Below are 26,754 nucleotides of genomic sequence, written 5' to 3'. Positions count from 1 at the left end.
GTTTTATTATGGAATAATGAACATAACGCAAAAGGAGGAATGAAGAATGATTCATAAATTTAAAGGACACTTCCCCAATGTACATTCAAGCTCATATATAGCCCCAGGAGCACAGTTGATTGGAAACATAGAACTTAAGGAAGATACGTCCGTTTGGTTCAATGCCGTTTTAAGAGGGGATAATGAGAAAATAACGATAGGAAAAGGATCAAATATTCAAGACGGTGCAATAGTTCACGTGGATCCAGGTTTTCCAATTAAAGTCGGTGAAAATGTTACTGTCGGACATAACGTGGTTCTACATGGCTGTACTGTAGAAGATGGCGCGTTAATTGGTATGGGCGCAACAATTCTAAATGGAGCAGTAATCGGAGAAGGCTCTCTAATCGCTGCTGGGGCTCTAGTTCCAGAAGGAAAGATAATTGAACCGGGTGTTTTAGTAGCCGGTGTTCCCGCTAAGGTCATCAGAAAACTTACACCAGAAAACATAGAACAGGCAAAAGAGGGAGCATCACAGTATATCAAAAATGGCGCTCTATATAAGAAAGAGAACATAAGCGTAATAGAGAAAGCATTCAAATAATTAGAATGCACTTGTACGTTAAAAGTGAGAAGGCAGGCTGTCCGCAAGATTGGACGAGTCTGCTAAATTATTAATAAAACGGTAGAAGCAAAAGAACCTTTTTTTATGTAAGGCCATTTGCATGGGAGTTGCAAGGTATATATTGCATTTCATACCTCCTTCCGAGTGTGATTAAAGTGTCAGTCTGTTGAAATTGGTTCCCGTTTTAGCATGGGTAGGCAATAGGAGCGCATCCTCAATGTGAAGATAAATATTATTTTGAAAACTTTATTGGAGGTCAATTATGTACAAAAGTAAATTGTCTGAAAAAAACATACAACAATTATTTAAGGCTATCCTTTCTTTACGGACACAAGAAGAGTGTATGGCTTTTTTTGATGATTTGTGCACAATGAATGAAATAAAAGCTTTTACCCAAAGACTAGAAGTTGCCAGAATGCTTCGGGATGGCTTTACATATGAAGGAATCGAGGCAGAAACCGGTGCCGCTTCAGCTACAATTTCAAGAGTTAATAAACTTTTGAATTATGGGAGTAATGGTGGGTATCAGATGTCGTTAGATCGCATGGATACTACTAAAAAATTTTAAGAGTTTCGGCAGATGGGTTTGACTTTTGGGTCTAGGTTCATCTTTGGATTTTTGGTAAAAAATATCAATATATATAGAAGAAACACGTCAATAAATAGCTTTTCATTTTCTTTTAAACATACATCACTTGAGATTGTCATTTACAGTCTCTTTTTTTGTTTGAAAAAGTGTAATCGAAGATAACTTTTATAAGTTAGAAGGATACACTTACAGGAAATGGGGAGTTGCATCATGTTGTAGAAGAGGGAGCATGAAGATGGATTATCTCTTTTTTTCGCTATGTCTAAGTGCATATTTATAGGATATGAATTCCGATACTTTTAGACTGATTACTTTACTTGATCTGGCAAAATTGATGGCTGAATAGATGGATAGTCCGGAGGTCAATTTGTTGTTAATTTTTCGCTTTAGTTAAATTTAGTAGGAATACAATATTTATAATTTTTTATCCGGAGACACAAGGGGAGGGGTTGTTGTAATCGATATATTAATAGGAAGAAATACGTCTTTATATGAAATAAATGCTGCAAAAGCTAGTTTACAAAGTAAGTAAAATAGCTATTTTCCGTTAGTGGAAAAAATAACTTCATTGTTAAATTATTGTTATTACCTTATAATTTTCTAGAAACATATGAAATGTTATGAATAGGAGAAAAGTATGAAAAAACTGTGGACGATTTTAGTTTCATTTACGTTGTTAATTAGCTTATTCCCGCAATTAGCATCGGCAGCACCAAGCAAAAATTTTGAGCAGGACCTTACAAAGTATTTAAAAGAGGTAAGCCTTGTCAGGGGTTTTCAAGTGACAAAGGATGATATTGAAACATCTCTTTCTTTTTACGACGAAAGTATTAAAAACTTTGAATCTATTGGTGATCTTAAAGAAGCCTTGGGCGAAGTCATTAAGGCAGATTTAAGTAATCTAGATGCCATCTATGATGATTATAATCTAACCAATGAGAGCCTGATTAATCTATTACACGAAAATGGTGAAGAACTAGACGATTATATCTTTATCTGGGACCTCGATGAAGCTGTTTATTTCTATACCGAAGAGGGCGATTTTGAACGCGATCCGAACTTTGACAAAGAATTAGTCAATTATTTAGCCAAGGTTAGCAAGGAAAGAGGCTTCCAAGTAACAAAGGAAGATATCGAAGCGTCATTGGAACTCTATGATTTTAGCCTGGAAGAATTTGAATCTGTCGAAGAGCTTAGCGAATTCCTAGGTAACGTCATAAAGGCAGATCTAAGCAACTTAGACTATTTTAATGAGAATTATGGATTGGATAAACAAGCCTTGCTTCAAATGTTAGAAGAAAATGGTGAAAATATTAACGATTATATATACATAGATAATCTTGAAGAAACTGTTTGGAACCTTACTGGTGGCGGGATTGATGGCGAAGTTGCTGAAGATCTTCTTCCTATTTTCGAGCAGGAACTCGGTCTAACGGAAGAGGAATTACAGCGGCTTGAAGATCACTTGATGTCTTTGGAAGACCATCTTTCCAACCCGGAAACAGTCAAGCAACTTGAAGAATTGGGCAACCGCATGATGGCTTTCGAGGAATTTGATGTAGCAACCGAGCTTACAGCTGAACAGATAGCTGAAATGGCCTCAATCTATGAAGAGTTACTTTCCATCTTTAAGCTTAATGTTTCCTATTCCCTTGTGAAAAGTGGCTCGGAATCGCCTGTATCCCTTTTAGATTTAATGAAATTGGAAGAATTGAAGGGTGCTAACCTGAAAATAATGATATATAATACTGACGGGAAGTTCTTGGCTGATCTTTTAATAACAGGTGAAATGGTCGATTCTGATACTCTTACCAATGCAGGCGGGCAAATAAAGGAATCTGCAAAAGAGGTGCAAAAAACCATTGAAAAGGCACCAATTGCTAAACCAGTAAAACAAAAGATCAGTACCAATACTACTTCAGAACAACAAACCGTAAAAGGGGCTAAACTGCCAAATACCGCTTCCGATTATTTACCTAGCGCCCTTTTAGGACTATTTCTTGTCTTGTTCGGAAGCTTGATGTATCGAAAAATTAGGAAAGCTTAATATGAAACAATTAAAGAAAAAGCGGTTCCTGCTGCTTTCTTGTACAATTGCCATCATTTTATTTGGGATTTGGTTTTCCACATCCAATATGTATAAGTTTGCAAAAGGCTACTTTCTTTACAAGACTCATGCTCCAAGTAGTCAAGTAAATGAAACAGTACAGAAAACACCAAGTGATAAACCAGCAAGTAATAAAACAAAGAAAGAGCTATATCCTGTCCGCCCTGAAACGGGTGAAGAAATCGGGGAATTATATATACCCAAACTAAAAACAAAACTCCCTATTTTCCATGGCACAAACGAGGATGAATTGGAAAAAGGCGTTGGTCACTTTGCAGGAAGTGTGCTACCTGGTGAAAATGACAATTCCGTTCTTTCCGGTCATAGAGATACGGTATTCCGTAAACTCGGGCAAGTTGGCGAAGGAGATTTGTTGATAGTAACAACATCGGCAGGAGAGTTCACATACAAAATCAAAAAAGTTCGAATTGTGGATGAGGATGATCGAACCGTAATCGTACCAAAGCCACGGGCAACGCTAACCGTCAGTACCTGTTACCCCTTTGATTATATCGGGTCAGCACCTGAACGCTATATACTTGTCGCTTATTTGACTTCAAAAACAGTAAGTTAATCATCTAATTTCTAAAAACAAGAGTCCCAATAAGGAAACCTATTGGGACTCTTTTAATTTCTATTTTGAAAAGAAAACGAAGGTGAAAGTCACTATAACCAAATGAAAAAACACCGATATCGATGTTTTTTCATTGCTAATTTATTTATATTGTTAGGTTATCCTTATTACTCACTGAAGCGGATTTTAATATTTTATGATGATAAATATAAGAGCCGGCTATCAAAATATATCCGATAATGAAAAGCAGCCATCCACTGGCAGGGTCGCCCACTGATATGCTTGAATACATAGCACCCGTCAAATCAAATACAAAACCTGCATAAGCCCATTCCTTGATTCTCGGAAAGCCAGGAATAAGTATTGCCACGACACCTAATAATTTGGCAATTCCAATAAAGGGTAGGAGGTAGGTAGGATAACCTAAATGATTAAATAAGTCGACTGCATCGGGAACAGACATTATATCCGGAATAGAACCCAAAACCATTAGTGCCACTAAAAGCCCTGTGAAAATCCAATATATAATTTTTGTTTTTTTCATCTATTCTCATTCCCTCCCTTAGATTGACATTCTAATCATATTCCACATTCCTTTTATTAATGCTTTCTGTAACAAATTATTAACATCAACGGTAATATCACGAATGAACATGCTGAAATTACGAGTAAAACAGCAAAATTCACGAGTAAACGGCGCGAAATCACGAGTAAATATGCTGAAATTACGAGTAAATAGCCAAAACTCACGAGTAAACGTACGAAATTATGGATGCAGCACGAAATCACGAGTGAATATGCTGAATTCACGAGTAAACCAGCAAAACTCACGAATAAATAGCCAAAACTCACGAGTAAAACAGCAAAACTCACGAGTAAACGGCGGGAAATCATGGATGCAGCACGAAACCACGAGTGAACATGCTGAAATTACGAGTAAACCAGCAAAACTCACGAATAAATAGCCAAAACTCACGAGTAAACGGCGGGAAATCATGGATGCAGCACGAAACCACGAGTGAACATGCTGAAATTACGAGTAAAACAGCAAAATTCACGAGTAAACGGCGCGAAATCACAAGTGTAGCACGAAATCCGAGTAAACGTGCGATTGTCTGCCAAGCCGCATCAAAGCAAGCGTCCTACGTACTCGGCTAGCCAGTTTTACGGCAGGATTGCCGCAAATTTCTTGAAATTAGAGAGGATTTCCTCCGTTTGATCTTTTACATCCTTAAGAAAGAGTTGATCACAAAATCATGATTATCGTTTGCCCAATTGTTCTATTCCAAAAGTCTACTGCTTGAAGGTGATTTTGGAGTTTTCTTTAATGTAAAAGGCAGTGGCTGCTTTAACCACTGCCTTTTGATAAAAAATTTCAAGAATATTCCATGATTAGCTTTGCTGCTTTTATTCCTGAGGTTTTGGTCGATATGTTTAGTGAACATTGCCAACACTGTATTTGACACATGCAGGTATGGCTTTATCTTGTAAAAAAGTTTATTGATTTAAAAGAATTGATTAAAATGACGCAAAACCCAACACAGGAAATCGTGATGAGGGAATACATTAACTTTAAGTCTTTCAATATAATAATTCCGGCAATTACTATGAGAGAATCAATGATAAAAATAATAATTCCAGGATTAGTTGCTGTAGCTTTAGAGATTAATAGTGCTAGTAAATCCACTCCACCGGGGCTAATATGTTGTCTCAGCATAAAACCAACACCAATCCCAATCGTCATTCCACCGATAATGGCACTTGTTATGATCGGTAGATGAATCAAACCGTTTAGTGGTGTTAACCAATCGATAATGGTTGATGTAAAAGCTAACCCAAGGATGGCATTAAAGAAATAAGATTTATCGTATAGAAGAGATAGAAGGTATATGGGAATATTGAACATAATCATGGTATGTCCAACCTGGATTCCCCACACATATTTGATTAACAAACTTATTCCAAATATCCCGCCATTTATTAGATGAATGGGAACGATAAACAGGTTAATACCAATTCCAATGCAAAAACTTGAAAAAAGCAGAGTAACTAACTTTTTCATTAATACATTCCCCTTGTCCAAATCATTATCTTAAAATATATGAGAGGAATGTAAATATATACTCAGCATATTTAAAGTACCGGTGCAATTTGTGAATTGTTGGCTTTGTTCTTCAGAAGATATTCTGAAGAGACATAATAAAGGCCGTCTCCTGGAGGCCAGGAAGTAATTTGGGCAAAAAAAGAGACACTCATAAAACGTGTCTCTTTTTTTTGCATTTATATGTCTTCATGGGGCAAGTCAGTATATTAATATAAGAATTTTTTTACCTTGGAAAATAGGTTGATTTAGCCTTGATTATTAAAAGCTTTTTTTTGATAGGCGATTTGTAATGGTATCTTCTTGTGGTGATGTTTGCCGAATATAAAAGGCAAGTATGAATGCAACTATGGTCAAACCTGTTGCGATCATGAATGCATCATCCACTCCCATTACGCTGCCTTGTTTAATGGCCATCGCCATTTGTGATGTATTATCTGGTGATATATTCCTTTGAGATAAGATTTCCTGTACATGTTTCGTTCCCTGGTTTGTCATGATGGACACAAAGAATGCCATGCCAACAGCGCCTGCTACCATTCTCAATGTATTGACCATTGCTGTTCCATATTTGTTTAGGCTAAGTGCCAATTCATTTAATCCAGCTGTGAAGATAGGCATCATCAGTATCGACATTCCGAACATTCTAATCGTATATACCCATACCACATAAGAATAGGACGTATCTGTTTCAAGCCGAGTTAAAAGGTACGTTGTAATGATAGTGATGGCAAGTCCGCTCACCGCAAGCCATCTTGCACCAAATCGGTCAAACAGCTTTCCGGTGATAGGAGACATGATCCCCATTAAAATTCCGCCAGGCAATAGCATGAGACCGGATTCCATCGGAGTAAACCCACGGATATTCTGCATATAGATTGGCATGATGATCATTCCGGAGAACATACCCATAGTTGCGATGATGTTGATGATTGTCGTTAAAGTGAACATCCGATACCGGAAAATTCTAAACTCCAAAATGGGATGAGATACAGTGAATTGCCTCCAGACAAATAAAGCTAAACTGATTCCTCCAACAAGGAACATCATCAGTACTTCAGGGCTGCCCCAGCCCTTGGTGCCGCCTGTAGCAAATCCATATAGAACTCCGCCGAATCCGATAGTGGATAGAATTACACCCAGTTTATCGAGTTTAGGCCGGCTGGTTTTCCCTACTTTTTTAATGATGAAAATGGCAAAGATGAAGTCAAGCAGGGCGAATGGGAAAATGATAAAAAACAGAACCCGCCATGAATAGTTTTGGATAATCCATCCTGATAATGTCGGTCCTACAGCTGGGGCAAAATTCATCGCGATACCAAATATGCCCATTGCAAAACCGCGTCTGTTAGGTGGAAATAAAGTGAAAATTACATTTGTAATCAACGGGAACAAAATCCCCGCACCTGCAGCTTGAACCACACGTCCGATCAATAAGACGGAGAAGCTGGGGGCAATCCCACATAAAAATGTTCCTAATGCAAAGAGTCCCATCGAAGCAAGATATAATTGTCTTGTATTGAATCGTTCCATTAAGAAAGCGGTAATCGGGATGACAATCCCATTGACCAATAAGAAGATTGTAGTAAGCCAATTAGCTGTTGCAGCTGATATGTCAAAATGAGTCATTAATTGAGGCAATGCGATATTGATTAAGGTCTGATTTAAGAAAGCGACTAGAGCACCAGCCAGCATCACCGCAAACATGGGGCCTGTACGAATTTTAGTGATGGCTGTTTTTTCGTGATTCATTATTATGGCACGTCCTTTCCGCTAGGATAGTATAAATTGTACTGTCTGCTATTTTTAAAGAAACTAATTCGTCTCACGAAGTATTAGTGTAAACTAACCTTTATTTTCCAATAAAATACACCATTTAAGGAGATTCATCTCAATTTACGCTTTTTTTGAGGTGTTTATTCTTTATTAACCACTAACTTGACAATATTTCAGGATACATTCTCATGGAAATCCCCCAGGCTAACATCCATTCTACAGGTATATCATATTTCAAACAATAATCACCAACATAATACTTACAATGTACCAGAGAAATTTTTGCACTAGGTATAAATACTTTAACATTCTATCATTCGTAGTCACTAAAAAATAGTTAATTTATAAAAAGGTGTGATGAACAATAAAATCACGACTTTTCCGCATTTTCCGAATGATTATTTTTTAAATATTCAAAATAATTATTGCAAACAATGTATTGGTTAATTATAATACAAAACATAACAAATAAAAAATTGTTTTGAGGGGGTGAAAGAATTGAATATTGCAGGGATGAATATCACTTTTAGGCATTTCCCTTTTCATTATTTTTTGGAATGCATGGACAAACTTGAGATTAAAAGCATTGAATTATGGGGTGGGGAGCCGCATTTGTATGTTTATCGCAACATACTAGGAAATATAAGGAGTTTGAGAAGGGAACTTAAATCTAGAAATATGAAAATCATCTGCTATACTCCAGAACAATGTATTTATCCTTATAACATTGCATCCTCGGATGCTCATTGGCGAAAAAAAAGCATTGAATATTTTATGGAGAATCTTTACGCCGCGCTGGAGTTAGACACAAACATGATGCTTATCACTTCTGGAATAGGGGACTTTTCTGTTTCACAAGAGGAATCATGGAAGTATGCAAGTGACTCAATCTTTCAATTAACCAAAGTAGCTGAGAAGGAAGGTTTGATTCTTGCTTTAGAGCCATTGACAAAATATGAATCCAATCTGGTAATTGACTCTAAGGGGTTAAAGAAAATGTTAGAGGAAATCCAATCTACTTCATTGATAGGAATGATAGATACGGTTTCCATGCATCTGGCAGGTGAAACACCTGATGAGTACTATTCCTTCCTTCCCGAATTAGGCCATTTTCACCTAATGGACGGAGATGGTCAATCAGATGCACATTTGGCACTGGATGATGGGGTTTTAAATTGGAGGGAATATTTAACAAGTCTTCAAAGCCATCGTTACAAAGGAAGTTGTACTTTAGAGATTATGGGATCAAATTATTATCAAAATCCAAGAGATGCAATCAAGAAATCAATTGAAAAAGTTAGGGAATTGGGAATTTAATCATCTAATTTGGAGGAACTCTTTATGAGTAATGGCACACTTACACGAAAACTGGGTTTTTGGTCTGCTCTGGCTATTGCTGTTGGAACTACAATAGGGTCGGGTATTTTTGTCTCATCCGGTGATGTTGCAAAGGCTGCGGGTACTCCTTCCATTTCCATTCTAGCCTGGATAATAGGCGGGGTGATTGCCATTCCGCAAGTAATGGTGCTGGCGGAGTTATCGACAGCATACCCCCAAAATGGAAGCGGTTACGTTTATTTAAATAAAGCTGGGTGGAGGCCTCTGGCATTTTTATATGGATGGGCCACTTTCTGGGCGTTGGATCCTCCATCCATATCGATTATGGCTTTAGCGATTGTTTCTTATTTAGCAACCTTTTTCCCATTTTTCTCTGGGGTCGCCGGGAAATTATTGGGTATTGCGATCATCCTGCTCATCACATCGATTCATTATCGAAGTGTGAAGGAAGGAGGTCTTTTCCAAGTCATTATCACGGCTATCAAGATCATTCCTTTCCTGATTGTCATTGTCTTGGGAATTATGTACATGAACCCTGATAACTTTGCTTATACACCAGGACCTGGTGCCCAAAAGTCAAGTTTAATAGGTGGTGTATCCGCAACCACATGGGCATATACGGGAATGGCTGCGATTTGTTTCATGGCTGGGGAGTTCAAAAATCCAGGGAAAATACTTCCACGAGCTCTTATTAGTTCGGTATTCATCGTGTTGGCTTTATATACACTGTTAGCCGTTTGTGTCATCGGCTTGATGCCATTTGAAGAATTAATCAACTCCAATGCGGCTGTTTCCGAAGCTGTAAAATATATTCCGGGATTATCGGATATTGCATCATCATTCGTGGCCATTACGGCGATTATTGTTATCTTGGGTTCGCTAAGCTCTTGCATAATGTTTCAGCCCCGCCTTGAGTATGCAATGGCAAAGGACGGACTATTCTTTCAACGTTTTGCGAAGGTCCATCCTAAATATGAAACTCCAAGTTTCTCTATCATCGTTCAGGTTACGTATGCATGTATACTTGTGTGCTTCAGTAATTTAACTGTGTTACTTGGCTATTTCACACTGATTCAATTGGTAATTAACATCATGGACTTTGCCGCTGTTTATAAATGCCGTAAAAGGGATGATTATAATCCAATCTATCGTATGCCAATGTGGAGGTTAACGACGGTTTTAGCTATTCTTGGGGCATCATGGCTGGCTTGGGGAACATTTACTTGGGCGCCTATTCAAGGAGTGATTGCAGCGCTGATCGTTATCGTAACAGGTCTGCCGGTATACTATTATTGGGAAAGGAAATATGGATCAAAGAAGAAAAATAACGACAGCGATATCGTGGCTTAGCAGAATGATAAGGGAAGTTAGGCCTTCTTTTGATAAACCAAAAAAATTTTAAAATAAAACAATTGTACAAATTATTACGTTTAGGTATAACACAAGACATAACAAATAAACGGGGATAAGGGAGGAAGCTGTTAATGCTAAAGTTTGATGAGGAGTTATTTCTAAATCTTGTAGAAAAAGAGGGCCTTGCTTTTAGAGGCCAGATTGAAGAAATCGTAGATGGAATCACAAAAAGGGGCTACAGCAATATTTTCCTTATCGGTGCTGGTGGCACCATAGCCATGATGTATCCATATGAATACATTTTAAAATCAAATTCTACCATCGATGTCCATGCAGAAATTGCTGCTGAGTTCATGGTGATGAATCATAAGCATTTCAGCAAAGATTCAGTCTGCATTTTTACATCTGTATCCGGGACTACTCAAGAAACAGTTGCAGCGGCTGAATATTGTAAAGAAAAAGGCGCCACTACAATCGCTTTAGTTGCAGAGCCCAATACTCCGTTAACACAAATTGCGGATTACTGTATAACGACTGGTTCTGAAACGCACTCTTTTGATACTTTCTTTATGCTTTTGTACATGGTCGTCTTCCGTTTCATGCATAACAACAATGAATTCCCGCAATATGAACAATTCACGAAGGAGGTTTCTCTACTTCCGCGTGCAATTCTAGATGCCGTTAAATCTTTTGACAAAAAAGCAGAGGAATTTGCCATTACACATAAAGACACGGATTACCACATGATGGTCGGTTCTGGTAACCTATGGGGAAACACTTATTCATATGCCATGTGCATTTTAGAAGAAATGCAATGGATCCAAGCGAAATCCATCCACGCTGCAGAGTTTTTCCATGGTACGCTTGAACTTGTTGTTGAAGATACAAGTGTTATTTTACTAAAAGGGGAAGATGAAACTAGACCGTTGATGGACCGTGTAGAGAGATTTGTAGAAAAAATCTCAAAAAATATTACGGTTATTGATACCAAAAGCTTTGAAATGGAAGGCATCAGCGAAGAATTCAGAAAGCATTTTTCTGTTAGCATCAACTGGTCAGTATTAAGTCGAATCAGCGTATACCTTGAGCGTGAAAGAAATCATCCATTAACACTTAGAAGATACTATCGCCAAATGGAATATTAAGATAAGTGGAGCACTACTTAGTAGTGCTCTTAAGTTTAAAGAAAGCGGGGGAAAATGATGAGAACGGTTACAGTCGGAGATAACTGTATGGATGTTTATCAAAAGAGCGGGGAGGTCTATCCTGGCGGTAATCCTTTAAATGTGGCTGTCTATTTAAGAGGGTTAGGTGCTGACTCTGCTTATATCGGCTGGGTGGGCTCCGATCAATACAGTGAAAAAATGGTTAAAGCGATACAGGAAAAAGGTGTTGATATTTCTCATCTTTCGCGGAAAGAAGGAAAAACAGCTGTTACTTTTGTTGAAATGGTAGGAAATGACCGCAGGTTTGGAGAATACGATGAAGGTGTCATGAAACATTTCCGCTTAACGACGGAAGAGCTCCATTACATTCAAACATACCAGCTCATACATTCAGGGATTTGGGGACATGCGGATAAGTATTATTCCTTATTTAAAGAAAATGGAATGCTCACGTCTTTTGATTTCTCAGATCAGCTAGATCACGATTTAGTGAAGACTTTACCGAAGTTTGTTGATTATCCTTTTTTCTCTTATACGAAGGATGATGTTTTTATCCGCCAATTTTTAAAAGATGTAAAAAATCAAGGATCTAAAATTGCGGTCGCTACTTTAGGTGAAAATGGTTCACTTGCCTATGACGGCATTCAATTTTATCAATGCGGTGCCGTTGAAGCGAATGTGGTGGATACAATGGGTGCGGGGGATTCCTTCATTTCCGGTTTTATTTATGGATTATTGAAAGGCCAATCTATCGAAAATTGCTTAGAATTGGGTACAGAGTCTGCTGCGAAAACCATTAGCTATTTCGGTGCGTGGTGACTGGGACTGTAAATCATGTATAATAGGTAGTAAATAATAAATTTTGACGGATAAGGATGAATCTAATATGAATTTAAATCCTTCAACCCCCCAGCCACTATATATGCAAATAAGGCAAATGTTGAAGAATGATATTCAGAACGGTAAATACAAACCAGATGAACAAATCCCAACCGAAGCAGAGCTTTGTGAAACTTATAACGTTAGCCGCATCACCATTCGAAAAGCAATCGAGGAATTGGTGAAGGAAGGAACACTGACACGTATTCCGCGCAGGGGTACCTTTGTTGCATCTAATAAGTTTCATAATGAGTTGTTATCCATAAGTGGATTCTCAGAGTTTAGTCATCAGCTTGGGAAGATACCGAATTCCCGGATTTTAAGAAGTGAGGTCATAGCCGCACCAAAAGATGTTGCAGGTCATCTCCTCATTGAAGAAGGAAGCCCCGTTCTCGAACTAGAGCGACTCATGTATGTAGATGAGCGTCCGCTTTTCTACGATACCGCTCATTATTCGTTACTTCGTTTTCCGGATTTGGAAAAGAAGATTGCAAGGGATGAATCAACTTATAAGATCCTATTGGAAGATTACCATACCGAAATAGTCAGTAACGATAAAATTATAGACGTGATTGGTGCTACAAAAATCTATGCTAAATATTTAGAATGCGATATTGGCGCAAATTTATTTAGAATAGTGAAGATTGCTTTCGATGCAAACGACCAGCCTGTGCACCTCTCAACGTTCATGTGTGAAACCAACAAGGTCAATCTGACTGTTCATCGGGCAAAATAGGTCATGCCATTAATTTGGCATGACCTATTTAAACATCTAGTTTTGATTTTCCTCCTCCAATCTTTCTTCTTCGGTCATCGCATTTAAAATATCCTTACAATTAAAACATAAGATTTTCTTGTTATTTAACAGAATGCCGTTCAGGAAACCTGCCGTACAATATACATCACGTGCACAGCGAACACAAGAGCCAACTAGTTCATCCATCGATACATCCCCCTATTCAGGAAATGGTATATAGTTTGGTGTTCTATTTTGTATAAAGGTAAAGGCCAAAATCTTGCATAACGGAAGTGTGCCCCATTTGCCGTAACATGGTAGCTATATTGCCACGATGATATGATCCGTGAGTGACAACGTGTAATACCGATTCGGAAATGGTAGTTTCAAGCGACCCAGCATATGGGTTATCCACAACCATTACCTTTTCCATATCGACTGTACTCAGAAGTGCTTTGTTTCTTTCGTACATGTCCATAAATGTTTTTTTCATTTCCTCAATACTTTTCTTTTCCACCTCTTCTTTTAATTCACTAGAAGATGCCATTGCTTCATCCATACTTATACCAGAGATAATATCAAACCACGCGTAATCTGTGAGATAAATGTGAGACAACACTTTTGATACCGACGAAAAACCACTCTGAATTTCCTTATGGTAAACGTGTTCTGGAAGTTCATTTAACCGATCGATGATGACTCCATTTGCCCATGCGTGATAGTTATACATTTCTAATACTGGCTCGGGGTGATTCATTAAAAAACCTCCATATACACTAGTTTTTTCGGATTGGACAATTTATGCAGTAAGAACAAAGTATTCAGGTTTATTCAATGCAGTATATTCATTAATATGCTGTTCTATAATTTATATAACAATTCCTCCTTATGATTCTACGGGTATATGTGCTCCTTAAATGTAATACATATAAAATAAGAGGTTTTGAGATAATACGAACTACGAACATTCAGGTCATAAAATGAATAATAGTGGAGCATCACATATAGGCATTTTTTCTTGCAGGAAAATAGCTCCCTATATCGAACTGATAGTAAAGGAGATGGTAATATGAATCTGAGGATCAAATATAGGCTTTATATCCATGTAGACGGAAAACTTATCCCAGAACAGTATGACCGATACGAGATACTAAACGTCAGAGAAGGTATAGATCCAAATGATACTAAGGATTACCAAGAGCTTACTAAAAAATTGAGTAAGTCGATTAATCGGCCTTTAAATGAATTTGAAATAAAAAACTATGAAACAATGTAAGTGCATCCCCTCTGGAGGGAAACGAATATTTCATTTTCGAATTTTTTCTCCTTCATTAGAACAAAAATCAAAATATAAAAGTGAAAAACTGATTTTAAAAATGTAACGTGCTAAAGGCCCTCCCTCCTTAAATTTATAAGGAGGGAGAAGGTGTAATAGTAACCGAAAAAGAAAATCTTTGCTTTAAAAGATCAGCAATATAATTGAGCTCCGTTCAATGCAGAAGCACTGCCTGATAAACCTCTAAAAATATGTAATAAATCCAGCATACCCAAATAACGCCGGTTGTATAGAATTGCTGGGGGAGAGGCCAAGAAGACACAGACATGATTGAAGTGCATGATATATAACGCCAATTAAGCGCCCCATTTCTTGGAGCGCTTAATTGGCGTTTGCTCATTAAAGTCAGATATCCGACGAAAATAACAGATTTACAGCTTAGTTATTGAGAAATTGTTTCTGATTTTTTGAATAGTCGTTGAATCGCTTCATCCGGCTAGCATTTATATTTCAGAGATCTTAAAAATAAACAAAAATCTCCTTATTAACCTTGACTTTGTAATATTTATTTCATATTATAATTTATAATGAAATGTTTATTTTAATAATGAGAAAATTTACTATTGGTTAGAACAGGAAGTGTGAGAAGTTGGAAATGATGTTGGCCGAGGCAGTTTCTAGTGTGTACCTTGTCTGTCCTTCATCTTCTTAAAGTATGGTTGTTTAATCAATGCTATTTAAATGAAAATAATAATTTTTTAAAGGGGAAATTAATTATGATCCTGAAAAACAACTCTTTATTATCAGAAAAAACAAATAAATCAGCTGAACTATTTGAAAAAGCCTGTGAAGTGATTCCAGGCGGTGTTACAGCACATATTAAATACTTCCCGCCACATCCACTAATGATGGAAAAAGGAAAAGGCAGTAAGTTATATGATGTAGATGGTAATGAATATATCGATTATTTATTATGTTATGGAGCTCTTATTTTAGGTCATGGTCATCAACAGGTATTTGATGCTGTGACAAAACAAATGATAGAGTCTGGAACTACCATATTCGGTACGCCTCACAAGATGGAAACAACAATGGCGGAAAAATTGGTAGAGTTATATCCTGGTATTGAAATGGTTCGTTATACGAATTCGGGCTTGGAAGCTACACTTCTCGCAATTCGTACCGCGGTGGCTTATACCGGAAAACCGAAATTGGCGAAGTTTGAAGGACATTATCATGGAGGATATGATCAAGTATTAGTGAGTGTTAACCCTGATATGGATCAAGCAGGAAACGCAACAGCTCCTAAAGCGGTAGGAGAATCAAGAGGAATGCCAGATTACTATATTGAAAATACCATCATTCTTCCATTCAATGATTTAGAATCCACCGAAAAGATTTTACGTGCCTATGCTCATGAATTAGCAGGTGTTATTTTAGAGCCAATTCAAGGAGGGTTCATTCCTGCTGAACAAGAGTTTATGGAAGGACTTCGTAGAATAACAGAAGAACTTAATATAGTGCTTATTTTCGATGAAGTAAAAACAGGATTCAGGATATCAATTGGGGGAGCTCAAAAAGTATATGGCATTAAACCGGATATTACTACCTTAGGAAAAGTACTGGGAGGCGGATTCCCAGTAGGGGCCATCGGCGGTAAAAAAGAAATAATGATGATTACCTCAGCTAGAGGCGGACGGGATATTTTAACAGCTGGTGCAGATAATACAAATAAACAAAATCCTTTATATCATAGTGGAACATACAATGGTCATCCAACCATATTGGCTGCCGGTTTAGCAACTATTGACTTATTAGAACAAGAAGGAATAATGGAAGATTTGTTTGCTAAGACGCAAACTTTACGTAAGGAACTTGAGAATGTGTATAAAAAACATGGCTTAAACATGCAAACAGTCGGTATGGGCAGTATCTTTAACATTATCTTAGCCGAAGGTCCGATTAAAAATTATCGTGATATGAGCAGGGCAAATACGAAATTAAGAAAAGAAATTGACTATGAGTTATTAAAATTAGGTATTTATACTAAGCCGCTTAATCGTTATTCGATGTCTGTTGTACACACGGATGAAGATATACTTCGAACTGTGGAAGTACATGACGAAGCTATTGGACGGATCCTGAAATAATTCAGCTTAACTAAGTCCTAGATGAAAAGTAAATTATACAAGGCCTGATCAAAGCGATTTTTATTGATCTGGTCTTTTTTTATCCCACGATAATACTTGCAATTAACTTGACAACAAAGGATGAAAAAACCTATTGTTAAAATATAAAACATACAGAAAAGGAATACTCGATACTCCTGCAATACATAAATATAAATAAAGGGGCGCTCTTTTTAATGTCAAACGTCTATCAAAACATCGCTGGACAAATAGGGGAAATGAGCAAGTCCCACGTGAAAATAGCTACATATATATTAGAGAATCAAACGACCGTTCCTTTTTTTACAGTTGGAAAATTAGCAAAAATGGCAGGGGTCAGTGATGCCACTGTTGTGCGATTTGCAACCTCGCTTGGCTATTCAGGCTATCCAGAGATGCAGCAGTATATGCAGAATTCCGTTAAGCAGCAGCTGACAACGACAGAGCGATTAAAGATGTCCCAAAAGGTTTACAATAAAGAGTCTTCAGGGGTATACGAAGTTTTCCAAGATGACATCGCTAACATAAAATCCACTATGGAGAAATTGGATGAAGATGCATTCCATGATGCAGTGAAATGCTTATTACAAGCGAGAAGAGTATATGTTATCGCAAACCGCAGTGCGACCTCACTGGGTGTGTTTTTGGAGTATTATCTTCAAATAGTTCTCAATAATGTGGAACTCCTACAGTCATTAGAGAATTCATCGGAAAAGTTATATAATTTAAGTGAAAAAGATGTAGTTATTGGTGTCAGTTTTGATCGTTATACGAAAAGTACCATTCAAATGTTTTCATTTGCAAAGGAAAAAAATGCGACAACAATTGCCATTACTGATAATTTACTCTCACCGCTTATTCCTCATGCGGACATTCCGTTGACAGCATCCAGTCAGATGCCCAGTTTTATTGACTCTTTTGTTGCACCATTAAGCTTGATTAATGCTTTAATAATGTTTGTTGGAAAAGAAAAGCAGGAAGATATTCACGATCGATTGGAAGTTTTAGAAGACATCTGGAGTCATTTTGATGTTTTTCAAAAAAAGAAAATGCAATAGAAAAAAGCCTTACTTTTCCACACTTGGAAAAGTAAGGCTTTTTATTTAAGGCTCTTTTCGTAAAGATTGTTGTTTTTAAAAGAAACTATTTAAGGTTGATTGGAGCGGAAGTGCGAGACTCCTGCGGGAGCAGCGGGACAGGTGAGACCCCACAGGCGTTTACGCCGAGGAGGCTCACCGCCCGCCCCGCGGAAAGCGAGCATCTGGAGGGGAAATCAACCACACTGCACTACTTGGTAAATAGCAACAAAGTATGCGAAAACAGCCTTATTTAATCACAAAATGATCTGCCTTAGCTTATTTCAATGGAGGCAAATTACTGGATAGTTTACTTGACTCCTCTGTGCTACTGATGTTCTTTTTCCCGAAAAAATGAGTCAACACAATGATTACCACAGTTAGTAGAAGTGTTGAATATAGTTGGCTTCTAGTAGAATCGATAAAAGCCATGGAAATTAAAATGATGGAAATCCCCAAGATCGTCGCATATGTCAAATATGGGAACAACCACATCTTCACTTTCAGAGCATCAGGATTCTCTCTTTCTAATCTATTTCTCATCCTCAACTGAGAAATGGAAATAACCAAATAAACTAGTAATATAATCGCTCCTGATGAATTAACGAGAAACAGAAAAACTAATTCAGGCGAAACATAACTCATCACTACAGCAATATAAGAAAATATGGTAGCTGCAAAAACAGCTCTGGCAGGTACGCCATTATTATTCAACTTACTGAAATATTGAGGGGCATCCCCTTTTTTAGCTAAAGAGAAAAGCATTCGGGATGTTGTATATAATCCAGCATTTAGACATGATAAAACAGCAGTTAATACGATGAAATTCATGAGGTGAGCTGCAAAAGGAATGCCTAGATTTTCTAAAACAGCAACAAATGGACTCTGTAATACATTGGCAGAATTCCAAGGAAGTAATGTCACAACTACGGCTATTGAGCCTACATAAAAGATCAAGACACGCCAAATTGTACTATTAATAGCTTTAGAGACAGACTTAACAGGATCCTTTGATTCAGCTGCTGCAATGGTTGCTACTTCTGTACCGGCAAAAGAGAAAAATACAGTGATGACTCCCACGAAGACGGAACTTACACCATTAGGGAAAAATCCCCCGTTTTGTACGAGGTTAGATATTCCAACCGTCGATTCTCCTGAAAATCCGAATATATAAGATACGCCTAAAATCAAAAAGGCGATGATGCTCGCCACTTTAATCATGGCAAACCAATATTCAAATTCTCCAAAGGATTTCACTGAATAGATATTTGTTAAAGTCAAAGCGATTGTCAAGGCCAAAGCAAGAAACCATAAAGGAATACCTGGGTACCACATATTGATGATGGCTGCACCTGCAATGGCTTCAATGGCAATAACGACAACCCATTGAAACCAATAAAGCCACCCAACTGTTGTACCTGCCCAAGGGCCAATTGCGTCCCGGGCATATTCTGAAAATGAACCACTTGATGGATTCGAAGTGGCCATTTCACCAAGGCTCTTCATAATCAAGAACACTAAAACACCGGCAATTACATAAGAAACCAAGATGCCAGGCCCGACCTTATGTATGGCAGCGCCACTACCAACAAAAAGACCTGCACCAATGACGCCTCCGATAGCGATCATTGACATGTGACGAGAACTGAGTGATTGTTCTAAATCATTCTGTTGTTTTTTCATGTAAGACCTCCCTGAAAAATTTTGTGTAAAAGTTTACAATTACCCTAACCGAAACTGGATTGATTATAGTTTACACAATTTTTAGATTTTTTGAAATAAAAAATTCAAAATTAAACACTAAAAGAAATAATCATTGCTTAATTAAATGAAATAAAATATTATTAAATTAAACACAGGTTTCTAAAAAATCTGATAATTTTCATTTGCAGAAAAGGATGTGCTTTTGTTGATTAAGGTTGCTGCAGTTCAATTACAAGCGTTCCCTGGAGAAAGGGATAAAAATATTAAAAATTGTATGGAAATGGTTGTAGAGGCGGCTAAACAGGGAGCTGAATTAATCGTATTACCTGAACTTTGGGTGAGTGGTTACTATTTATCGAAGGAGCAATTCCAATCACTGCAAGAGGTTTCGACTGGAGAGACTGTTTCATTATTTCAAAAGCTCGCTAAAGAGTTAAAAGTAATACTCATCGTACCTTTTGTTGAGGGGGAAAATGGAAACCTTTACATATCCTTAGCTGTAATTGAGTCAACAGGGGAAGTCATTGCCACTTATCGAAAATCATTTTTATGGGGAAGAGAGAAGGAAATATTTACTCCTGGTGAGAAAGTCTATAATGCAATAGAAACATCGAAAGGAAAAATAGGTGTTCTTATTTGTGCAGATATTGAATTTCCTGAACCAAGCCGAATTCTAGCTCTTCAAGGTGCAGAACTTATTATTGTTCCTTCAGTATGGAGTTACGGAGCTGAAACAAGATGGGATATTCAACTTCCGGCGCGTGCGCTTGATAATACGGTTTATATTCTTGGCGTAAACACGGTTAATGAGGGAAGTTGTGGAAAGAGTAAACTTGTTGCTCCGACCGGTGAGGTCCTATGTGAAGCTTCAAGAACAGAGCAGAGTATTCTAATTCATGATGTGGATTTTTCAATTATATCCGAGGTCCGAAAAGAGGTACCTTATCTGGATGATTTAGACAAGAAATTGTGGCCAAATGCTTCGTTATTTGAATGGGAAAAATAGATTTTTCTCCATAATTCATTAAACGAATTATATGGGTCCATACTAGAATCTTATAAAAGTTTATTAAAGTCCATTTTTCAGTATTAAATGAAAAATGGACTTTTTTGTTTTATTAGGAATTATAAGCAAAATGATTTTTGAACCATGAATCGGTTTTCTCGAATTAACGTTAAGAACATATTAGATTACAATATTTCCAGTCTAAAGGTCAATGTGTTGATTCCTGTATAACTCCTTTAATCACAATTTTAGTTATTCAACCAAAAAATCAGAAAATTATTGTTTTTCTGAAATATACGTTTTATAATTTACCTAATAAACGTTAGGTGGGGATGAATTGAAAAGGCAAGAATTAATAGATGCAGCTCTTTTGCATTATTCATTACATGGATATCAAGGAGCTACCATGAAGAAAATTGCGGATGAAGTGCGAATAAAACCAGCATCCATTTATTTTTTTTATAAAAACAAAGAGGAATTATTTATCGCTGCATTTCAACATTTACTTGATAACCATTTAGCTGAAATGAAACGAATTTTAGCTGAAACAAGTTCACGATCTGTTGATCGGATATTTAGTGAAATGCTTCATGGGATCGTTAAATACCACAAAGATGATGAGCAAGGGACTATGGCATATATATCGTTGGTTACGTCACCCATTCCGGAAATTAAATTATATTTACAAAAGTATTTGTTACATTTTAATGATTGGATGGTCAGTTCACTTGAGGATCTCTTGAGGCAGAGTTATCCGAGTCTTTCTACTAACGAAGTGGACCAAATCATTAAGCAATTTGTTTTACTCGGGAATGGATTATTCTGGGGTATAAACTTGTATGAGGGACAGGATTTAATGGAACAAGTTCAGATTGCAGATCGATTCATCAGTTCCATGTTTAGAGATATAGAGAGGAAATATGGGCCACTGTCCAAAAGTGAATAGCCAAAAAGGAAGTGAATGTCTAAGGGGAACATATGAAAGTCTTTAAAACATGATTTCTAAAGATGGAAAAAGTAAGAAGATATCCACGGTTTGAAATAATATGAAGTAAAACAGTGGCAGAAACGGAATGGTTGCCTAAAAGGGGGTGATATAAATAATAAAATCATGACAAAGAAATAAAATTGGTTTAGCAGGTCTAATAAAAATAAAGGAGTGTATTCCAATTAAAATTAAAGTAATCATGCCGGTTATATCGGACATTTTTAATGAAGAAATTAGAAGAGAGATTAAATCTTATGTTTCCGAAAACACTGAAGTAGGAGTTTGCAATCTTGATTATGGACCTGAATCAATTGAAAGCGAATATGATGAAGCACTATGTATACCTAATTTCCTGGAAAAAGCAAAGCAGGCTGAAGAAGAGGGGTATCAGGGTGTAATTAGTGATTGTTTTGGAGATCCAGGTGTGAAGCCTGCAAGAGAAATATTGGATATCCCAGTTGTTGGACCGTGTGAGTCTTCCATGCTTGTTGCGAGCTCATTAGCAAAATCCTTTTCTATTGTAACGGTGCTGCCCAATGTTGTGCCTATGATTGAAAATATAAGCAAAACTCTTGGTGTAGATGGGAATGTCGCTTCTATTAGATATGTAAATATTCCTGTTCTGGAAGTTCAAGACAAGGAAAAGTTAAAAAATGCATTGATTGACGAAATGATAAAAGCGATTGAACAGGATAATGCCCATGCTTTAGTGTTAGGATGTACAGGCTTTATGGGGGTTGCAGCGGAGCTTCAGGAACGATTATCGCAAAAAGGTTATGATGTTCCAGTTATCGATCCCGCATTTGCAGCCACAAAGATGCTTGAAAGTTTAATTGCTATGGGAGTTAAACAAAGCCGCTTGACCTACATGACGCCACCTTCTAAACAGAGAGTAAAACGTTCATAGACTTTTAAGAGGATACTAAAAAGGTTTTATTCATATGAAAATAATTAACTGAATATTCAAATAAAAAACTGTATCCATCATACAAAAGAGCATTAAAAAGCAGGGAAATCTCCAAGTTGATTGATAAAGCTGAGGAGTAAATCATAGGGGGTGAATTTTATGGAAAATCATACAAAGTTGGGAGACGATTACTCTCTATCAAGAGTTCCGCAAAATGCGAGATTGCCAATGTGGGATATCATGATTGTCAGGGTTGGTGCCCTAGCTACACTTTCCCAATTTATGCTGGGTGCGGCATTAGGATACGGAATGACCTTTTGGCAGGCATTTTGGGCGATGATGTTTGGAAGTGTCATTTTACAGGTTATAAGTTTTCTAATCGGTTATGCCGGTGCACGTGAAGGCCTTTCAACTAGTCTTTTGTCACGTTGGACAGGATTCGGCAGGTATGGTTCGAGTATCATTGGCGCGGTCATCGCTTTTTGTACAATAGGCTGGTTTGGAGTGCAGAACACTGTTTTTGCTAATGGTTTGGTGGAAGCTGCCGGCGGCAAATTGACCCTCCCAATTGCAGCTGCCATAACCGGATTAGGCGTAACTGTACTGGTTATATTTGGTTTTAAACTATTGAGCATGACAGCCAAAATTACCGTTCCTGCCTTTCTATTAGTGGTAGGGATTGGCATCTATCAAGTTCTCGGTGATCATTCCATTTTCAGTTTAATGGGCACGCCACCTCCGGGAGAAAGTCTTTCTCTTGGCGTTGGTGCAACAATGGTTGCTGGAGGATTCATTATTGGTGCCGTAATCACACCTGACTTCAGTCGGTTTGCCCGAAACGGCAAGGATGTTTTTTGGATGACTACCATTGGTACATTAGTGGGTGAACTTGGGGTAGGAATGATCGCTGTGTTAATGGCCCATGCAGCAAAAACGAGCGATGTTGTCAGCATCATGCTGCAAACGTCTGGCTGGCTTGGCGCTGCAGTTGTCGTTTTTTCCACAGTGAAAATTAATAACGTAAACTTATATTCCTCTTCTCTTGGCTTTACTAATATTTTCGATTCTGTTTTTAAGATCAAGATGAATCGAGGACTCGTAACACTTGTAATTGGTGCTATCGGTACTTTGCTTTCCATTATGGGCATTCTCGATAGATTTGTAGACTTCCTTGTTTTACTTGGAATCATGATACCTCCAATAGCCGGAATTATGGTGGTTGATTATTTCGTGCTGAAAACGTATCGAAAAGCTCTTGATGAAAGCAGAGAGAAAGGAACATTGCCATCTGAGCCCGAAAAACTGAATCCAGTTACATTAGTTGCCTGGGCAGCAGGATTTGCAAGCGGCTATTATATTACAGTTGGCATACCATCTATCAATTCCCTTTTAATAAGCGGCATTATCTATTACGCAGGTGTGTTATTAATAAAATCTATCAAAGGGAAAAAAGAGAATAGGGATCATATCGCATCATAATTTTTGAAAATCGGGGGTTTGGGGAAATGAGGAAATTAGGTAAACAGGAAATTGAAGATATAGCAGTAGGTGCGGCTTTACTTGGAACAGGCGGAGGAGGTGATCCTTACATTGGTAAACTAATGGCTTTGCAGGCAATTGAAGAATACGGGGAAATCACATTGTTGGATGTGGATGAAGTTCCTGATGACGCATTAGTGGTTCCTTCCGCGATGATGGGAGCACCGACGGTAATGTTGGAAAAAGCTCCAAGTGGTGAAGAAGCAACAGCAGCTTTCGAAAACCTCGAATCTTATTTGGGAAAAAAGATTTTTGCAACGATGCCGATTGAAGCAGGCGGAGTGAATTCGATGGTGCCCCTTGCACTTGCTGCAAAGCTTGGCTTGCCTGTGGTGGATGTTGATGGGATGGGGAGAGCATTTCCGGAATTGCAAATGGTCACTTTTTATTTGGACGGAATTGCTGCTACTCCGATGGTGCTTGCGGATGAGAAAGGAAATACTTCACTGCTCTCAACCATAAACAATGTCTGGACAGAGAGGATTGCCCGTGCCGCAACGATTGAAATGGGCGGTTCCACAATGACAGCGATTTATCCAATGACAGGAAAGAATATTAAGGAAAGCGGAATTAAAAATATACTGACCTTAGAAGAACAAATCGGCAAAACGATCAGGCTTGCAAAGCAAAATAATGTTGATCCAATAAAAGAAGTGTTGAATAAGGCAGACGGGTTTGAATTGTTCCGTGGAAAAGTGAGTGACATCAACCGCAAGACAGAGTCGGGATTTGCTAGAGGTGTGGCAACATTTGAGGGAATCAATGAGTATAAGGGAGAAAAACTCGAGGTGCGATTCCAAAACGAACATTTAATTGCACAGACAGAAGAACGCTTGCTATGTGTCACTCCAGATTTGATTGCCGTGCTTGATGCAGAAACAGGCTTGCCGATCACTACTGAAGGGATCAGATATGGAGCAAGATGCGTGGTAATCGGAATGCCATGCCATCCAAAGTGGCGAACGGAAAAGGGAATTGAAGCAGTTGGTCCAAAATACTTTGGCTATGAAGTCGGTTATGTACCTGTTGAAGAATTAATGAAAAAAGGAGGGCTAGTATAATGGGCGTTTATCGAATAGGAATTGATGTCGGGGGAACCCATACAGATGCAGTACTTTTAGATCAATATAATCAGGTCATTTCGGAAACGAAATCACCGACAACGGAGGATGTTTCCATAGGCATCTATACAGCAATGAGAAAAATAATCGATGACGCAAAGGTTCCGAGGGAGCAAATTAAATATGCAATGCTGGGTACGACCCATTGTACAAATGCTATTGTTGAACGAAAGAGATTAAACAATATCGCCATAATCCGTATTGGTGCTCCGGCTACTTTAGCAGTTAAACCGCTTATCGGAGTACCTGATGACCTTCGCGCAGTCCTCGGAAAATACGTATACCTAATCCGCGGCGGACATGAATTTGATGGCCGGGAGATTGTTGAATTAGATGAAGCCCATTTGTATCAAATTGCCGAAGAAATCAAGGGGAAAGTGGATTCCATCGCGATAACTTCCGTCTTTTCACCTGTATCGCAAACACACGAACAAAGAGCAAGTGAAATTTTCAAAGAAGTACTCGGAGAAGCAATCTCAATTTCTTTATCTTCAGAAATTGGTTCAGTCGGTTTACTGGAAAGGGAAAATGCTACGATTCTTAATGCTGCTGTCGTGAATGTTGCTAAAACGACTGCGGACGGATTCATCAATGCACTGAAGAATGAAGGAATTGAGGCAAAAGTATTCTTTTGCCAAAATGATGGGACATTAATGTCAATTGAATATGCAGTTAAATACCCTATTTTCACTGTTGCTTGCGGTCCGACTAACTCTTTAAGGGGAGCATCCTATTTGAGTGAATTATCCGATGCAATCGTTTTAGATGTTGGGGGAACAACTACGGATATCGGTGTTCTCGTTCAATCGTTTCCAAGGGAATCTTCTTTGGCAGTAGAGATTGGAGGAGCCAGAACAAACTTCCGGATGCCTGATTTAATCTCGATTGGTCTTGGAGGAGGCACAATAATCCGCATAGGAGAAAATGGAGAGTTCACGATTGGACCAGACAGTGTCGGTTACCGACTGCCAGAAAAAGCCTTGATTTTCGGAGGTGATACTTTAACAACAACGGATGTTGCTGTGGCTCTTGGAAAAGTGGAACTTGGGGATGCTTCAAAAGTTGCTCACCTTGATAAGGAACTATTAAATAGTATCTATTTAAGCATGGTCAATCTGGTTGAAGAAGCTATCGATAAGATGAAAACAAGTGCTGCACCAGTGCCTGTCATTCTCGTTGGGGGTGGAAGCATCCTCTTACCTGAGGAATTAAAAGGTGCATCTGAAGTCATACGCCCATTACATTCAGGAGTAGCAAATGCCATTGGGTCGGCCATCTCCCAGGTTAGCGGGCAGATTGAAAAAGTATATGCACTAGCTGAAATAGGAAGGGAAACAGCATTGGAACAGGCAAAGGAAATAGCGATGTCAGAAGCGATCAGTGCTGGAGCCGATCCTCAATCGCTTGTTATTGTCGACATAGAAGATGTACCTTTAGCATATATGCCTGGGAATGCAACCCGTATTCGTGTGAAAGCCGCTGGTGATTTAGCCCAGTCTGAAATGAATGAAATGGTGTAGTCTAGGCAGAGGGGAAGGAGCTTTTCATTGTACGGAGGAAGCTTCCCTTTAGTTAAATAAGTGGAAAAAGAAAAGCGCTAAGGATAGTGGAATTGACGAATTATTGTACGAAAGTTAATGGGATTTCTACAAGAAAAGGTAAAAAAGGGCTTCCTCAGCTAATGCACTAGGTATAGTGCTCGGAACAGTAATTGGGCTTTTGAAAGAAGAATTCCAGATCATATGA

25 protein-coding genes are annotated in these 26,754 nt (G+C 38.1%); 19 read left to right on the top strand and 6 right to left on the bottom strand.

Annotated features, from left to right (window positions below):
* Positions 1 to 46: 46 nt before the first annotated feature.
* From ACQKMF_RS11045 to ACQKMF_RS11030, 4 genes are all read left to right on the top strand, one after another.
* Positions 47 to 583, top strand: a complete 537-nt coding sequence (locus ACQKMF_RS11045; RefSeq protein ID WP_101221520.1) for a gamma carbonic anhydrase family protein — start codon at positions 47 to 49, stop codon at positions 581 to 583.
* A 283-nt stretch (positions 584 to 866) separates the two neighbouring features.
* Positions 867 to 1,172 carry a YerC/YecD family TrpR-related protein gene (locus tag ACQKMF_RS11040; RefSeq protein ID WP_101221521.1) on the top strand — a complete coding sequence of 102 codons (306 nt, stop codon included), beginning with the start codon at positions 867 to 869 and terminating at the stop codon, positions 1,170 to 1,172.
* Between the two features lie 658 nt (positions 1,173 to 1,830).
* A complete protein-coding gene (locus tag ACQKMF_RS11035) occupies positions 1,831 to 3,240 on the top strand; it encodes a processed acidic surface protein (RefSeq protein WP_427573117.1) in 1,410 nt (469 codons plus the stop codon).
* Position 3,241: 1 nt separating this feature from the next.
* On the top strand, positions 3,242 to 3,874 hold the full coding sequence (locus ACQKMF_RS11030; RefSeq protein ID WP_427573115.1) for a class D sortase: 633 nt from the start codon (positions 3,242 to 3,244) through the stop codon (positions 3,872 to 3,874).
* Positions 3,875 to 4,019: 145 nt separating this feature from the next.
* On the opposite strand, the gene ACQKMF_RS11025 is transcribed toward ACQKMF_RS11030, so the two are convergent.
* Entirely contained in the window at positions 4,020 to 4,418 is a 399-nt protein-coding gene (locus tag ACQKMF_RS11025) for a DoxX family protein (RefSeq protein ID WP_101221524.1), read from the bottom strand.
* A 377-nt stretch (positions 4,419 to 4,795) separates the two neighbouring features.
* On the opposite strand from ACQKMF_RS11025, the gene ACQKMF_RS11020 reads away from it, so the two are divergent.
* Complete coding sequence (locus tag ACQKMF_RS11020) at positions 4,796 to 5,032, top strand: hypothetical protein (RefSeq protein ID WP_427573113.1); 237 nt, start codon at positions 4,796 to 4,798, stop codon at positions 5,030 to 5,032.
* A gap of 322 nt (positions 5,033 to 5,354) precedes the next feature.
* Here the strand turns inward: ACQKMF_RS11020 and ACQKMF_RS11015 are convergent, their stop codons facing one another.
* On the bottom strand, positions 5,355 to 5,936 hold the full coding sequence (locus ACQKMF_RS11015) for a YitT family protein (protein WP_402941960.1): 582 nt from the start codon (positions 5,934 to 5,936) through the stop codon (positions 5,355 to 5,357).
* 300 nt (positions 5,937 to 6,236) lie between these two features.
* Complete coding sequence (locus ACQKMF_RS11010) at positions 6,237 to 7,727, bottom strand: DHA2 family efflux MFS transporter permease subunit (protein ID WP_230178311.1); 1,491 nt, start codon at positions 7,725 to 7,727, stop codon at positions 6,237 to 6,239.
* A gap of 522 nt (positions 7,728 to 8,249) precedes the next feature.
* On the opposite strand from ACQKMF_RS11010, the gene ACQKMF_RS11005 reads away from it, so the two are divergent.
* From ACQKMF_RS11005 to ACQKMF_RS10985, 5 genes are all read left to right on the top strand, one after another.
* Positions 8,250 to 9,068: a TIM barrel protein gene (locus ACQKMF_RS11005; protein WP_427573190.1), complete on the top strand. Its 819-nt coding sequence runs from the start codon at positions 8,250 to 8,252 to the stop codon at positions 9,066 to 9,068.
* A gap of 24 nt (positions 9,069 to 9,092) precedes the next feature.
* The gene (locus tag ACQKMF_RS11000; RefSeq protein ID WP_427573110.1) at positions 9,093 to 10,439 is read left to right on the top strand and encodes an amino acid permease; all 1,347 of its coding nucleotides are present in this window, start codon (positions 9,093 to 9,095) and stop codon (positions 10,437 to 10,439) included.
* Positions 10,440 to 10,573: 134 nt separating this feature from the next.
* Complete coding sequence (locus ACQKMF_RS10995; RefSeq protein WP_057276224.1) at positions 10,574 to 11,587, top strand: SIS domain-containing protein; 1,014 nt, start codon at positions 10,574 to 10,576, stop codon at positions 11,585 to 11,587.
* Between the two features lie 57 nt (positions 11,588 to 11,644).
* Positions 11,645 to 12,427: a fructoselysine 6-kinase gene (frlD, locus tag ACQKMF_RS10990; protein ID WP_421162018.1), complete on the top strand. Its 783-nt coding sequence runs from the start codon at positions 11,645 to 11,647 to the stop codon at positions 12,425 to 12,427.
* A gap of 67 nt (positions 12,428 to 12,494) precedes the next feature.
* Positions 12,495 to 13,223 carry a GntR family transcriptional regulator gene (locus tag ACQKMF_RS10985; protein WP_101221531.1) on the top strand — a complete coding sequence of 243 codons (729 nt, stop codon included), beginning with the start codon at positions 12,495 to 12,497 and terminating at the stop codon, positions 13,221 to 13,223.
* A 36-nt stretch (positions 13,224 to 13,259) separates the two neighbouring features.
* Here ACQKMF_RS10985 and ACQKMF_RS10980 read toward each other — a convergent pair whose 3' ends face one another.
* Positions 13,260 to 13,430: a hypothetical protein gene (locus ACQKMF_RS10980; RefSeq protein ID WP_427573107.1), complete on the bottom strand. Its 171-nt coding sequence runs from the start codon at positions 13,428 to 13,430 to the stop codon at positions 13,260 to 13,262.
* 43 nt (positions 13,431 to 13,473) lie between these two features.
* Positions 13,474 to 13,980, bottom strand: coding sequence for a DinB family protein (locus ACQKMF_RS10975; RefSeq protein ID WP_427573105.1), 507 nt, complete (start codon positions 13,978 to 13,980; stop codon positions 13,474 to 13,476).
* A 312-nt stretch (positions 13,981 to 14,292) separates the two neighbouring features.
* On the opposite strand from ACQKMF_RS10975, the gene ACQKMF_RS10970 reads away from it, so the two are divergent.
* From ACQKMF_RS10970 to ACQKMF_RS10960, 3 genes are all read left to right on the top strand, one after another.
* Positions 14,293 to 14,499 (top strand): hypothetical protein, encoded by a 207-nt coding sequence (locus ACQKMF_RS10970; protein ID WP_048678486.1) that lies wholly within the window; start codon positions 14,293 to 14,295, stop codon positions 14,497 to 14,499.
* A 776-nt stretch (positions 14,500 to 15,275) separates the two neighbouring features.
* Positions 15,276 to 16,649 carry an aspartate aminotransferase family protein gene (locus ACQKMF_RS10965; protein WP_427573103.1) on the top strand — a complete coding sequence of 458 codons (1,374 nt, stop codon included), beginning with the start codon at positions 15,276 to 15,278 and terminating at the stop codon, positions 16,647 to 16,649.
* A 215-nt stretch (positions 16,650 to 16,864) separates the two neighbouring features.
* The gene (locus tag ACQKMF_RS10960; protein ID WP_427573101.1) at positions 16,865 to 17,725 is read left to right on the top strand and encodes a MurR/RpiR family transcriptional regulator; all 861 of its coding nucleotides are present in this window, start codon (positions 16,865 to 16,867) and stop codon (positions 17,723 to 17,725) included.
* Between the two features lie 297 nt (positions 17,726 to 18,022).
* Here the strand turns inward: ACQKMF_RS10960 and ACQKMF_RS10955 are convergent, their stop codons facing one another.
* Positions 18,023 to 19,426, bottom strand: a complete 1,404-nt coding sequence (locus tag ACQKMF_RS10955; RefSeq protein WP_427573099.1) for an amino acid permease — start codon at positions 19,424 to 19,426, stop codon at positions 18,023 to 18,025.
* A gap of 217 nt (positions 19,427 to 19,643) precedes the next feature.
* On the opposite strand from ACQKMF_RS10955, the gene ACQKMF_RS10950 reads away from it, so the two are divergent.
* The 6 genes from ACQKMF_RS10950 (at position 19,644) to ACQKMF_RS10925 (ending at position 26,528) form a co-directional block, all read left to right on the top strand.
* A complete protein-coding gene (locus ACQKMF_RS10950; RefSeq protein ID WP_427573097.1) occupies positions 19,644 to 20,453 on the top strand; it encodes a nitrilase-related carbon-nitrogen hydrolase in 810 nt (269 codons plus the stop codon).
* Between the two features lie 337 nt (positions 20,454 to 20,790).
* On the top strand, positions 20,791 to 21,399 hold the full coding sequence (locus tag ACQKMF_RS10945) for a TetR/AcrR family transcriptional regulator (protein ID WP_427573095.1): 609 nt from the start codon (positions 20,791 to 20,793) through the stop codon (positions 21,397 to 21,399).
* A 241-nt stretch (positions 21,400 to 21,640) separates the two neighbouring features.
* Complete coding sequence (locus ACQKMF_RS10940; protein ID WP_427573093.1) at positions 21,641 to 22,348, top strand: aspartate/glutamate racemase family protein; 708 nt, start codon at positions 21,641 to 21,643, stop codon at positions 22,346 to 22,348.
* A 159-nt stretch (positions 22,349 to 22,507) separates the two neighbouring features.
* On the top strand, positions 22,508 to 23,827 hold the full coding sequence (locus ACQKMF_RS10935; RefSeq protein ID WP_427573091.1) for a purine-cytosine permease family protein: 1,320 nt from the start codon (positions 22,508 to 22,510) through the stop codon (positions 23,825 to 23,827).
* 26 nt (positions 23,828 to 23,853) lie between these two features.
* Entirely contained in the window at positions 23,854 to 24,948 is a 1,095-nt protein-coding gene (locus tag ACQKMF_RS10930) for a DUF917 domain-containing protein (protein ID WP_377331647.1), read from the top strand.
* Entirely contained in the window at positions 24,948 to 26,528 is a 1,581-nt protein-coding gene (locus tag ACQKMF_RS10925) for a hydantoinase/oxoprolinase N-terminal domain-containing protein (RefSeq protein WP_427573088.1), read from the top strand. Before ACQKMF_RS10930 ends, ACQKMF_RS10925 begins: the two co-directional genes overlap by 1 nt.
* Positions 26,529 to 26,754: the final 226 nt, after the last annotated feature.

It is taken from the genome of Peribacillus sp. NPDC101480, assembly GCF_050277335.1.
In the GTDB taxonomy this organism is placed as follows: Bacteria; Bacillota; Bacilli; order Bacillales; family DSM-1321; genus Peribacillus.
This window is presented reverse-complemented; position numbering and strand designations above follow the sequence as displayed.

Bases quoted from the DNA above. Each gene is read 5' to 3' on its own strand.
- ACQKMF_RS11030 (WP_427573115.1), top strand. From the start codon at position 3,242: ATGAAACAATTAAAGAAAAAGCGGTTCCTGCTGCTTTCTTGTACAATT.
- ACQKMF_RS11025 (WP_101221524.1), bottom strand. From the start codon at position 4,418: ATGAAAAAAACAAAAATTATATATTGGATTTTCACAGGGCTTTTAGTG.
- ACQKMF_RS10965 (WP_427573103.1), top strand. From the start codon at position 15,276: ATGATCCTGAAAAACAACTCTTTATTATCAGAAAAAACAAATAAATCA.
- ACQKMF_RS10940 (WP_427573093.1), top strand. From the start codon at position 21,641: ATGCCGGTTATATCGGACATTTTTAATGAAGAAATTAGAAGAGAGATT.
- ACQKMF_RS10960 (WP_427573101.1), top strand. From the start codon at position 16,865: ATGTCAAACGTCTATCAAAACATCGCTGGACAAATAGGGGAAATGAGC.
- ACQKMF_RS11040 (WP_101221521.1), top strand. From the start codon at position 867: ATGTACAAAAGTAAATTGTCTGAAAAAAACATACAACAATTATTTAAG.
- ACQKMF_RS10985 (WP_101221531.1), top strand. From the start codon at position 12,495: ATGAATTTAAATCCTTCAACCCCCCAGCCACTATATATGCAAATAAGG.
- ACQKMF_RS10980 (WP_427573107.1), bottom strand. From the start codon at position 13,430: ATGGATGAACTAGTTGGCTCTTGTGTTCGCTGTGCACGTGATGTATAT.
- ACQKMF_RS11000 (WP_427573110.1), top strand. From the start codon at position 9,093: ATGAGTAATGGCACACTTACACGAAAACTGGGTTTTTGGTCTGCTCTG.
- ACQKMF_RS10975 (WP_427573105.1), bottom strand. From the start codon at position 13,980: ATGAATCACCCCGAGCCAGTATTAGAAATGTATAACTATCACGCATGG.
- ACQKMF_RS11020 (WP_427573113.1), top strand. From the start codon at position 4,796: ATGCTGAAATTACGAGTAAACCAGCAAAACTCACGAATAAATAGCCAA.
- ACQKMF_RS10930 (WP_377331647.1), top strand. From the start codon at position 23,854: ATGAGGAAATTAGGTAAACAGGAAATTGAAGATATAGCAGTAGGTGCG.
- ACQKMF_RS10995 (WP_057276224.1), top strand. From the start codon at position 10,574: ATGCTAAAGTTTGATGAGGAGTTATTTCTAAATCTTGTAGAAAAAGAG.
- ACQKMF_RS10925 (WP_427573088.1), top strand. From the start codon at position 24,948: ATGGGCGTTTATCGAATAGGAATTGATGTCGGGGGAACCCATACAGAT.
- ACQKMF_RS10955 (WP_427573099.1), bottom strand. From the start codon at position 19,426: ATGAAAAAACAACAGAATGATTTAGAACAATCACTCAGTTCTCGTCAC.
- ACQKMF_RS11035 (WP_427573117.1), top strand. From the start codon at position 1,831: ATGAAAAAACTGTGGACGATTTTAGTTTCATTTACGTTGTTAATTAGC.
- ACQKMF_RS11045 (WP_101221520.1), top strand. From the start codon at position 47: ATGATTCATAAATTTAAAGGACACTTCCCCAATGTACATTCAAGCTCA.
- ACQKMF_RS11010 (WP_230178311.1), bottom strand. From the start codon at position 7,727: ATGAATCACGAAAAAACAGCCATCACTAAAATTCGTACAGGCCCCATG.
- frlD (WP_421162018.1), top strand. From the start codon at position 11,645: ATGAGAACGGTTACAGTCGGAGATAACTGTATGGATGTTTATCAAAAG.
- ACQKMF_RS10935 (WP_427573091.1), top strand. From the start codon at position 22,508: ATGGAAAATCATACAAAGTTGGGAGACGATTACTCTCTATCAAGAGTT.
- ACQKMF_RS11015 (WP_402941960.1), bottom strand. From the start codon at position 5,936: ATGAAAAAGTTAGTTACTCTGCTTTTTTCAAGTTTTTGCATTGGAATT.
- ACQKMF_RS10970 (WP_048678486.1), top strand. From the start codon at position 14,293: ATGAATCTGAGGATCAAATATAGGCTTTATATCCATGTAGACGGAAAA.